The sequence below is a fragment of the Rheinheimera sp. genome (assembly GCF_036782235.1).
In the GTDB taxonomy this organism is placed as follows: Bacteria; Pseudomonadota; Gammaproteobacteria; order Enterobacterales; family Alteromonadaceae; genus Pararheinheimera.
The window spans coordinates 70043-79036 of record NZ_DAIPZL010000016.1 but is presented as its reverse complement, the minus strand read 5'-3'; the positions used below and the strand labels follow the sequence as shown (position 1 = coordinate 79036).

Below are 8994 nucleotides of genomic sequence, written 5' to 3'. Positions count from 1 at the left end.
CCCCCTTCTAGGGGGCCTTTTGCAAAGCCACCTCCTATGGAGGTGGTTTTTTACTTTGAATACCCAAACGGCCGCGATGGCGGGGGAACCAGGCCTGTGTGATGGTTTGGTTTTTTGCCCCGGGCTTTGGCCACAAGGACAGAGTGATTGTCCGCTGCTGGGTTTTTGTTACAACTTAGCGGCATGGAAAGTGCTGAACTTTTGTGCAATTGCTTGTTATTGAATATGTTTTGGTTAAAATGTTGTAACTTTTTCAAACCGGAGACAAGCAAGTGAAAAAACAGGGAATAAGCACATTGCTCGGCATGCTGGTTTTACTTTCTGGCTGCAGCACAGTACCACAACAAAAAGATCTGATGGTGAACCAGCTGGATGGTTCGCTGGCGCAGTTGCAGGTGGATACCAAACAACTCCATCAGCGCCTGCAACGATTAACGGCCGATAAAAGTTGTCAGCAAAGTACCCAGTGTAAAGTGCTACCGGTAGGGCACAGGCCTTGTGGCGGGCCTGAGCAATATATGGTGTATTCAAGCAAAAGCACCGATGAAAAGCTGCTTGCCATTACCAACGACAGATATAAAAAGTTAAAACAAGAACAACAACAAAGACTTGGACTTCGTAGCACCTGTCAGATAGTGCCAGAGCCAGTGGCGGCCTGCCAGCAACAACAATGCAGCTTGTTGCCATAACACCAATAAAAAACGCAGCCAGGCTGCGTTTTTTATTCGGATCATCTTATCTGAATCAGGCTTTGTTTTTGTAATTATCACAAGCCACTTTATCAACACACTCCCCATACAGATACAAGCTGTGGTGGGTCAGCTTAATGCCATTTTTATCGGCGATTTCCAGCTGCTTACGCTCAATGTCATCATCTTCAAATTCAATCACTTTGCCGCAATTTAAGCACACCAGGTGGTCGTGGTGATCCATTCTGCTCAGTTCAAAGACCGACTTACCACCTTCAAAGTGGTGACGGCTGACAATACCGGCATCGTCAAACTGGTTCAGTACCCGATACACAGTGGCCAGACCTATATCTTCACCAATTTCCAGCAGAATTTTATATACGTCTTCAGCGCTGATGTGCTGGTGACTTGGGTCCTGTAAAATTTCCAGAATTTTAACCCTCGGCAGGGTTACTTTCAGGCCGGCTTTGCGAAGTTCACTGTTGTGATCTGACATCTGTATCGATACTCATAATTGCTGTTGGCTTGGATTATAAGGCTATTCTCTTTGATTGGAAAAGTAAAATCTCCTGTTCCTCAGCAAGGGAAGCATGGTGTCACAAGCGTTTTCAGGTTATGATTCTCGTTACAGGTCTTACCAGATGGAGCTTTTATGCGTTGGGCATTTAAACCGGCAGTGATGCGTCACTTATTAAATTTTTGGCCGCCGTTTTGGTTTAACGGCATCAAAGTAGAAGTGCTGGCCGATGATTATCGTTACGCCCGTGTCAGTCTCAATGACAGACCCTGGCGGCGGAATATTAATAGCAGTCAGTTTGGCGGTGCTATGTTTGCGATGACCGATCCTATTTATCCACTGCTGCTGATGGGCGCACTGGGTAAAGAATATATGGTGTGGGATAAAAAAGCCGACATCGATTATATCAAGCCTGGCCATGGCACCTTAACGGCAGAGTTTTGGCTCGGTGATGCTGTGGTTGATGAAATTAAAGCGGCAACGGCGGATGGCGATAAATATTTCCCGCAATTTTTGGTGCATATCAAAAACAACAACAACGACATTGTCTGTGAAGTGAACCGCACTGTGTATATCCGCAAAAAACCAAAACACCGGCCAAAACAAGAAGGCAGCCTGTGATCACCATCAGTGACAGTCCCACCGCTGTTCTTGCTTGCCGAAAAAATTATACTCAGCATTGATAAAACAAAAAAACCACCGCTTTAGGGTGGTTTTTGTTTTTAAAGAGCAAAGATTGGTGCTTATAAACCTTCGAGGTCTTTTAAGCTCAGCTCATCATAAATCTGTTTGCACCACTGTTTTACACGCCCTTCGGTCAGTTCAGGCTGACGGTCTTCATCAATACCCAAACCCACAAAGTGGTCGTTGTCTGCCAAAGCTTTGGACGCGACAAAGTTGTAACCTTTGGTTGGCCAGTGGCCCACAATAATGGCTCCTTTAGGTTCGATAATATCGCGTAAGGTGCCCATGGCATCAAGGAAATACTCAGCGTAGTCTTCCTGATCACCACAACCAAAAATGGCGACGAGCTTATTGTTAAAATCGATGTTTTCCAGCTCAGGGAAAAAGTCATCCCAGTCGCACTGGGCTTCACCGTAATACCAGGTCGGAATGCCAAACATCAGCAAATCGTAACTGGCGATGTCTTCTTTGCTGCTTTTAGCAATGTCATGCACCGCAATTAAGTTTTTGCCCAGCTCTTTTTGGATCATCTTGGCGATATGTTCAGTGTTACCGGTATCGCTGCCAAAAAATATACCTACAGTTGCCATATAAGTGCCTTTTACCTTGCTAACGCTGCGCTCAGCAGTTGTTCAATCAGCGCACTGCGGGTCAGTTGCAGTGCCTGCGCTCTGGCATCCAGTTGCGAATACAGCTCAGCTGTTACTTTGCACTCGATGCGTTTTAACCCTTTGGTTTTGTCACGGCGGATCTGGTTTCTTTTATTCAGTCGCAGCTGCTCTTCACGCGGTAATGGGTTGGTTTTGGGCCGACCCGGCCGCTTTTCGCCGGCAAATAAATCAAGAGTTGTGCGATCTGTGGCAATTTTCGCCATTAACCTAACCCTTTTGACTCATAGATAAACTGAATAACACCTTTGGCCAGAAAGCCGGCACATCCCAAAAATAATACAATCCAGACAAATACCCGGCCAAATTTTGGCACATTGCCTTTTTTTAATACGTCCTGAATCGCCATTCCTATCAAAAAAAACAACACGCTGAGGAAAAACCATAAACTGGCCGCCTCAATTTGTTCCATATATTCATTTAACATGGTGATGACCTTCAAAAAAACGCGCGCACTATAGCACAAAGCGAAAAAAAATTTATGCGCTAGCTCAATAAAAAATCCGCCACTATTTTGCTAAAAGCAGCCGGTTTTTCTGCATGTAACCAATGACCTGTACCCTGGATCACCTTGGCTTTGGCATGTGGGAACAGTTGTTGGATAGTGCTTTGATGTGATGGCAGCAGATAATCAGAATCACCGCCTTTAATAAAAAGCACCGGCCCCAGGTAAGGCCCTTTTGCTTGTGGCGCTGCCAAAATCTGTGGGTAATTGGCCACCAGTGCCGGCAAATTCAGCCGCCAGCTAAATGTGTTGCCTTCTTTAACCATGTTTTTCAGCAAAAATTGCCGCACGCCAAGCTCAGTCACAGTTGCGCTTAATTGCTGGTCGGCTTCACGCCTGTCTTGCAGTGTGGCAAGATTGATTTGTTGCATCGCCTGCAAAATACCGGCGTGGCGGGGTTCATTGACCACAGGCGAAATATCGGCCAGGATCAGTTTTTTTACCCGCTCTGGCGCCATCAGTGCCAGCTGCATCGCAACTTTGCCTCCCATTGAATGACCAAGCACAGAGACCTGATTTAAGCCCTGCGCATCAAGCGTTTCCAATACATCAGCGGCCATCAGCGGATAACTCATTTCATCGCTGTGTGGCGAACGGCCATGGTTACGTAAATCCAGATTGATGATCTGGAATTTGTCCTGCAAGGAGCGGGCAATGACGCCTAAGTTTTCGTAACTGCCAAACAAACCGTGGATCAATACCAGTGGCTCGCCTTGGCCTGTTATGTCAGTATGTAATATCATGCTTATCCTTTGACAACGAAGCGCTATATCAGACGCGCGATAACAAAAGTGCGCCAGCCTAACAAAATACCGGGCTGGCGTCAGCCTGTGTCAATTTATATAATGCCGGTTGTCGGTTTGGGTTTTAAGGTATCTTTATGAAAACAATAGAAATAGATGATGATCTTTATCATTACATCGCCAGTCAGACCCAACAAATTGGGGAAAGTGCTTCCGAAATTTTACGACGTTTATTGTTGCCACAACAGAACACTGTCATCCCGGCGCCATCTGAAACTGTTAACCTGGCGGCCAGTGTCCCTTTGGCACAGGATCAGAAAGTTTTTGATATTCTGAGCAAACAGGATTTACAGGCTGAGCTTAGTGTTGTTGGTCGCTTCTTAATTATCCTGTCAGCCCTGGCGCGCGCGCACAAAACACAGTTTGCCAAGGTGCTGGATATTAAAGGCCGCAACAGGGTGTATTTTGGCCGTAAAGAAGCGGATTTATTGGAAGCGGGCAGCAGCACCAATCCAAAACCTATTCCAAACAGCGAATTCTGGGTGATCACCAATTCCAACACCACCCGGAAAAAAATGATGTTAACCGAAGCAGCGTTAAAGCTGGGTTATTCTCAGGAAGAAGCAGAACTTATCCGGGACTTTTTATAAGGAATATTTATGTCGGTTCACCCGCTTGCCGGTCAAACAGCACCGAAAAACCTGCTGACGAACATTGCTTTATTATGTTCAGAATATTACACGTTAAAGCCTGATTTAACTGTTCAGTCACAACGGGTCAGTTTTGGTACTTCCGGCCATCGTGGCAGTGCAGCCGACTGTTCTTTTAACGAAGTGCATATCAAAGCCATTTGTCAGGCCGTTGCTGAGTATCGCAAAGCAAAGGGCATTACAGGCCCGCTGTTTTTAGGCAAAGACACTCATGCGCTCAGTGAACCTGCGTTTATCAGCGCAGTGCAGGTGCTGATTGCCAATGGGGTCACACTAAAAGTTCAGGCCGATCATGGGTATACACCAACGCCGGTGATTTCCCACGCTATTCTGAGTTACAACAGCACTGCGCCTGCAGCTCTGGCTGATGGCATAGTGATCACACCTTCACACAATCCTCCGGCTGATGGTGGCATTAAATACAATCCACCCCATGGTGGGCCGGCGGATACAGACGCCACCTCCTGGATAGAACAAAGAGCCAATACGTTAATCGCGGCTGATTTGGCCGGGCTGTTATGCCTGGACTATCAGCAGGCGCTGGCAAGTGCGTTGTATCAGCAACATGACTACATCACACCTTATGTTGACGACCTTGCCAGTGTCATTGATATGGACGCTATTGCCAAAGCCAAAATTAAAATTGGTGTCGACCCTATGGGGGGCTCAGGCATCGCATTCTGGCCTGTAATAGCGCAAAAATACGGACTGGATTTAACAGTGGTTAACGATAATGTTGACCCGACTTTTGCATTTATGCCGCTGGATAAAGACGGCAAAATCCGGATGGACTGCAGCTCAGCGTATTCGATGGCCAATTTAATTAAACTGAAAGATCAGTTTGATATAGGGATAGGTAACGACCCTGATTTTGATCGTCATGGCATTGTCACCCGTCTGGGCGGCCTGTTAAATCCAAATCATTATCTGGCGGTGGCGATAAATTATCTGCTCAGTAACAGACCACAGTGGGGCCTTGATAAAAAAATCGGCAAAACGCTGGTGTCCAGTGCACTGATTGACAGAGTGGTTGCCGGTCGTGGCCGCACTTTGTATGAAGTGCCTGTTGGCTTTAAATGGTTTGTTGAAGGCCTGCATCAGGGGCATTTGGTGTTTGGCGGCGAAGAGTCGGCCGGTGCCAGCTTTTTGCGTTTTGACGGTACTGTGTGGTCCACCGACAAAGATGGTTTTATCCTGGGGTTATTAGCCGCCGAAATGATGGCCAAAACAGGTGTTGACCCTTACACCCAATACCAGGCGCTGACCCGCGAGTTTGGCGCACCTTTGTATCGGCGTATTGACGCGCCGGCCGATTACGCGCAAAAAAATGCGCTGAAAAATCTGGACGTGAACAGCGTGTCTCAAACCAGTCTGGCCGGGGATCCTATTCTTGCCGTGCTGACCAAGGCGCCTGGCAATAACGCCACTATTGGTGGTGTGAAAGTGGTCACTCAACATGGCTGGTTTGCGGCCCGACCTTCGGGTACGGAAAACAGCTATAAAATTTATCTGGAAAGTTTTGTTGATGCTGCCCACTTGCAACAATTGGAGCAGGATGCCAAAGCTTTTGTTGATAGTGTTTTTCAGCAGTTAAACTGAGTTGTCAAGCGGCTGCATTCGTATGTAATTAAATTACAAATGCCAGCCGAATCAGCGGTTTCCTTGACGAATAGCCGTACATTCTGTAATTTTACTACATGAATTATCACACCGGCGCGATGCTTTTTTGCCGCGCTACTGTGATTGCCACACAGGCAATCGGAACTGGCAAACTGGAAATGGCTTATGAATCCTATCACCACAGAAGCGACTGTCGCAGTAGCGGCTTTACCTTCGGCCGCTGAATTAAAAGAAAAGATCATCCGGCATTTACACGGCACTTTGGGCACCGATGTAAACAAAGCCAGTCCACAAGCCTGGTGGCGAGCCACCTGCGCTTCAATTAACGAATTTGTCTATGACGGCCTGCGCAATACCCAGCGCACCCATTACCAGCAAAATACCCGCGCTGTGCATTATTTCAGCCTGGAATATCTGATGGGGCGGTTATTCAGCAACAACTTGCATAACCTGGGCTGTTACGACGCGGCCAAACAGGCGTTGGCTGAACTTGGTATGGACATTGCCGATTTAGAGCAGCAAGAAGAAGATATGGCGCTCGGCAACGGCGGTCTGGGTCGTCTCGCCGCCTGTTTTATCGATTCGCTGGCAACGTTAAATTATCCGGCCATTGGTTATGGCATTCATTATGAACACGGTTTATTTAAGCAGGAATTTCAGCACGGTTTTCAGATAGAGCGCCCTGACAGCTGGCGGGAATACGGCAATCCATGGGAAATATGCCGTCCTGAATCTATCCAGGAAATTTCAGTATACGGTTATGTTGAAACTGTGTATGACCTGCAAGGCAAAATGAAAAAAGTCTGGCACCCAGGCCGTATTATTAAAGCTGTGCCCTGGGATATTCCGGTGGTGGGTTATAACGGTAGTTCGGTAAACGTGTTGCGTTTATGGGAAAGCCGTGCCAGTGACTTTTTTAACTGGGACGTATTTAACTCTGGTGGTTATGTCGACGCCGCGCGTGAAAACATCGAAGCTGAAACTATTTCCAAAGTGTTGTATCCCAATGATGAAACCGAAGCGGGTAAAGAGCTGCGGCTCATTCAACAGTATTTTTTCTGTTCAAGCTCACTCAAAGACATTATTCGCCGTTATAAAAGGGCGCATGGGGATGACTGGAGCCACTTTGCCAAACAGGTAGTTATTCAGCTCAACGACACCCATCCGGCTGTGGCTATTCCGGAGCTGATGCGTATTCTGGTCGACAGAGCAGAAATGAACTGGGAAGAAGCCTGGAATATCTGTCAGCATGTTTTTGCCTATACCAACCACACTTTATTGCCTGAGGCTTTGGAAAAATGGCCGGTGCGGCTATTTGAAAAAGTATTACCACGTCATCTGGAAATCATTTACGAAATCAACCGCCGCTTCCTGGTGGAGCAGGTCGATGTGCGTTGGCCTGGTGATGTGGAGAAAAAGCGTAAGCTGTCGATCATCGAAGAAGGCCATGACCCTATGGTGCGGATGGGGCACTTGTCGGTGGTGGGTTCGTTCAGAGTCAATGGTGTAGCGGAAATTCACTCGCAGTTGGTGAAATCTGATTTATTCCCGGAGATGGTGGCATTATGGCCGGATAAGTTCACCAATATTACCAATGGTGTCACACCAAGACGCTGGTTAAAAGCCTGTAATCAGCGCTTAGCCAAATTACTGGATGCTACAGTGGGCAAAGAATGGCCAACCCAACTGCATCAGCTGGCTGAGCTGAAAAAGCATGCCGACAGTCCTGCGATGCAGGACGCTTTTATGGCTATCAAACAGCAGAACAAAGCAGATTTAGCTGATGAAGTGAAAAAACTCACCGGCATTGCCATTGATCCACACGCACTTTTTGATGTGCAGATTAAACGTTTGCATGAATACAAACGTCAGCATCTGAATTTGCTGCATATTCTGGCTTTGTACCGCCGTATTTTGCAAAACCCGGATTATGACATGGTGCCAAGGGTCTTCCTGTTTGGGGCCAAGGCGGCGCCTGGTTATAAACTGGCCAAAGAAATTATTTACGCCATTAATAAAATTGCCGAAAAAATTAACCACGATAAAAGGGTGAAAAACCGGTTAAAAGTGGTGTTTATGCCCAATTACCGGGTGAGCCTGGCGGAAAAAATGATCCCGGCGGCTGACGTATCAGAGCAAATTTCTACCGCAGGTAAAGAAGCCAGCGGCACCGGCAATATGAAACTTGCCCTGAACGGTGCTGTGACCATCGGCACTATGGATGGCGCTAATATTGAAATCGCCGAAGAAGTAGGCGCCGATAATATTGCCATTTTTGGTTTAACTGTGGATGAAGTAAAATCCTTACAGCAAAAGGGTTATCACAGCTGGGATTATTATTACAATAACCCTGAGCTCAAAGCCATTTTGGACTGGCTGGAAACCGATTATTTCACCCCGGGTAAACCAGGCGAGCTTGCGGCCATTAAACGTAGTCTGCTGGAAGGTGGCGACCCATACCTGGTGCTGGCGGATTTCCCTTCTTATGTAAAAGCCCATGAAACCATCGACAGCTGGTATAGGGACAAGGCGCTTTGGGCGAAAAAAGCCATTCTGAATACAGCCAGTGTCAGTAAGTTTACTTCTGACCGCTCTATTGAAGATTATGTGCAAAGGGTATGGCAGTTGCAAAAATGTCAGATCGGGCACAAATAGTCCGTCTGGCACTCTCGCCTTAAGCATCAATGATAAAGCCCGCAGTTGCGGGCTTTATGTTGTTGTGTGGTCTGTTCACGAGGTAACAAGGGGCTGCACCAGGCTATTGCCGCCGTTATTTTTATATTTGCTTACATCTTCGATCACAAAAATGCCCTTGGCCGGCTGGATTTCAAACCGCAAAGTCCCCATAAAGAGCTAAG

10 protein-coding genes are annotated in these 8994 nt (G+C 47.0%); 5 read left to right on the top strand and 5 right to left on the bottom strand.

Features of this window, described 5'->3' with window-relative positions; translation table 11 throughout:
- Nucleotides 1–272 precede the first annotated feature (272 nt).
- The gene (locus tag V7P87_RS14790) at nucleotides 273–689 is read left to right on the top strand and encodes a hypothetical protein (protein WP_296298879.1); all 417 of its coding nucleotides are present in this window, start codon (nucleotides 273–275) and stop codon (nucleotides 687–689) included.
- A gap of 55 nt (nucleotides 690–744) precedes the next feature.
- Here V7P87_RS14790 and fur read toward each other — a convergent pair whose 3' ends face one another.
- Nucleotides 745–1185, bottom strand: a complete 441-nt coding sequence (fur, locus tag V7P87_RS14785) for a ferric iron uptake transcriptional regulator (protein WP_333798112.1) — start codon at nucleotides 1183–1185, stop codon at nucleotides 745–747.
- A 156-nt stretch (nucleotides 1186–1341) separates the two neighbouring features.
- On the opposite strand from fur, the gene V7P87_RS14780 reads away from it, so the two are divergent.
- The gene (locus tag V7P87_RS14780; RefSeq protein ID WP_333798111.1) at nucleotides 1342–1827 is read left to right on the top strand and encodes a DUF4442 domain-containing protein; all 486 of its coding nucleotides are present in this window, start codon (nucleotides 1342–1344) and stop codon (nucleotides 1825–1827) included.
- A gap of 122 nt (nucleotides 1828–1949) precedes the next feature.
- On the opposite strand, the gene fldA is transcribed toward V7P87_RS14780, so the two are convergent.
- Genes fldA through V7P87_RS14760 form a run of 4 tightly spaced genes read right to left on the bottom strand, consistent with a single transcriptional unit; the run spans nucleotide 1950 to nucleotide 3806 of the window.
- Nucleotides 1950–2480, bottom strand: a complete 531-nt coding sequence (fldA, locus tag V7P87_RS14775) for a flavodoxin FldA (RefSeq protein WP_333798110.1) — start codon at nucleotides 2478–2480, stop codon at nucleotides 1950–1952.
- An 11-nt stretch (nucleotides 2481–2491) separates the two neighbouring features.
- Nucleotides 2492–2764, bottom strand: a complete 273-nt coding sequence (gene ybfE, locus V7P87_RS14770; RefSeq protein ID WP_260657836.1) for a LexA regulated protein — start codon at nucleotides 2762–2764, stop codon at nucleotides 2492–2494.
- The gene (locus tag V7P87_RS14765) at nucleotides 2764–2985 is read right to left on the bottom strand and encodes a DUF2788 domain-containing protein (RefSeq protein ID WP_260657837.1); all 222 of its coding nucleotides are present in this window, start codon (nucleotides 2983–2985) and stop codon (nucleotides 2764–2766) included. The genes ybfE and V7P87_RS14765 overlap by 1 nt, the downstream gene beginning before the upstream one ends.
- Nucleotides 2986–3044: 59 nt before the next feature.
- Nucleotides 3045–3806: an alpha/beta fold hydrolase gene (locus tag V7P87_RS14760; protein WP_333798109.1), complete on the bottom strand. Its 762-nt coding sequence runs from the start codon at nucleotides 3804–3806 to the stop codon at nucleotides 3045–3047.
- A gap of 137 nt (nucleotides 3807–3943) precedes the next feature.
- Between V7P87_RS14760 and seqA the strand changes: the two genes are divergently transcribed.
- From seqA to V7P87_RS14745, 3 genes are all read left to right on the top strand, one after another.
- Nucleotides 3944–4456: a replication initiation negative regulator SeqA gene (gene seqA, locus V7P87_RS14755; protein WP_333798108.1), complete on the top strand. Its 513-nt coding sequence runs from the start codon at nucleotides 3944–3946 to the stop codon at nucleotides 4454–4456.
- 9 nt (nucleotides 4457–4465) lie between these two features.
- Nucleotides 4466–6115 carry a phosphoglucomutase (alpha-D-glucose-1,6-bisphosphate-dependent) gene (pgm, locus tag V7P87_RS14750; protein WP_333798107.1) on the top strand — a complete coding sequence of 550 codons (1650 nt, stop codon included), beginning with the start codon at nucleotides 4466–4468 and terminating at the stop codon, nucleotides 6113–6115.
- Nucleotides 6116–6301: 186 nt separating this feature from the next.
- Complete coding sequence (locus V7P87_RS14745) at nucleotides 6302–8791, top strand: glycogen/starch/alpha-glucan phosphorylase (protein WP_333798106.1); 2490 nt, start codon at nucleotides 6302–6304, stop codon at nucleotides 8789–8791.
- The last annotated feature ends 203 nt before the right edge of the window (nucleotides 8792–8994 follow it).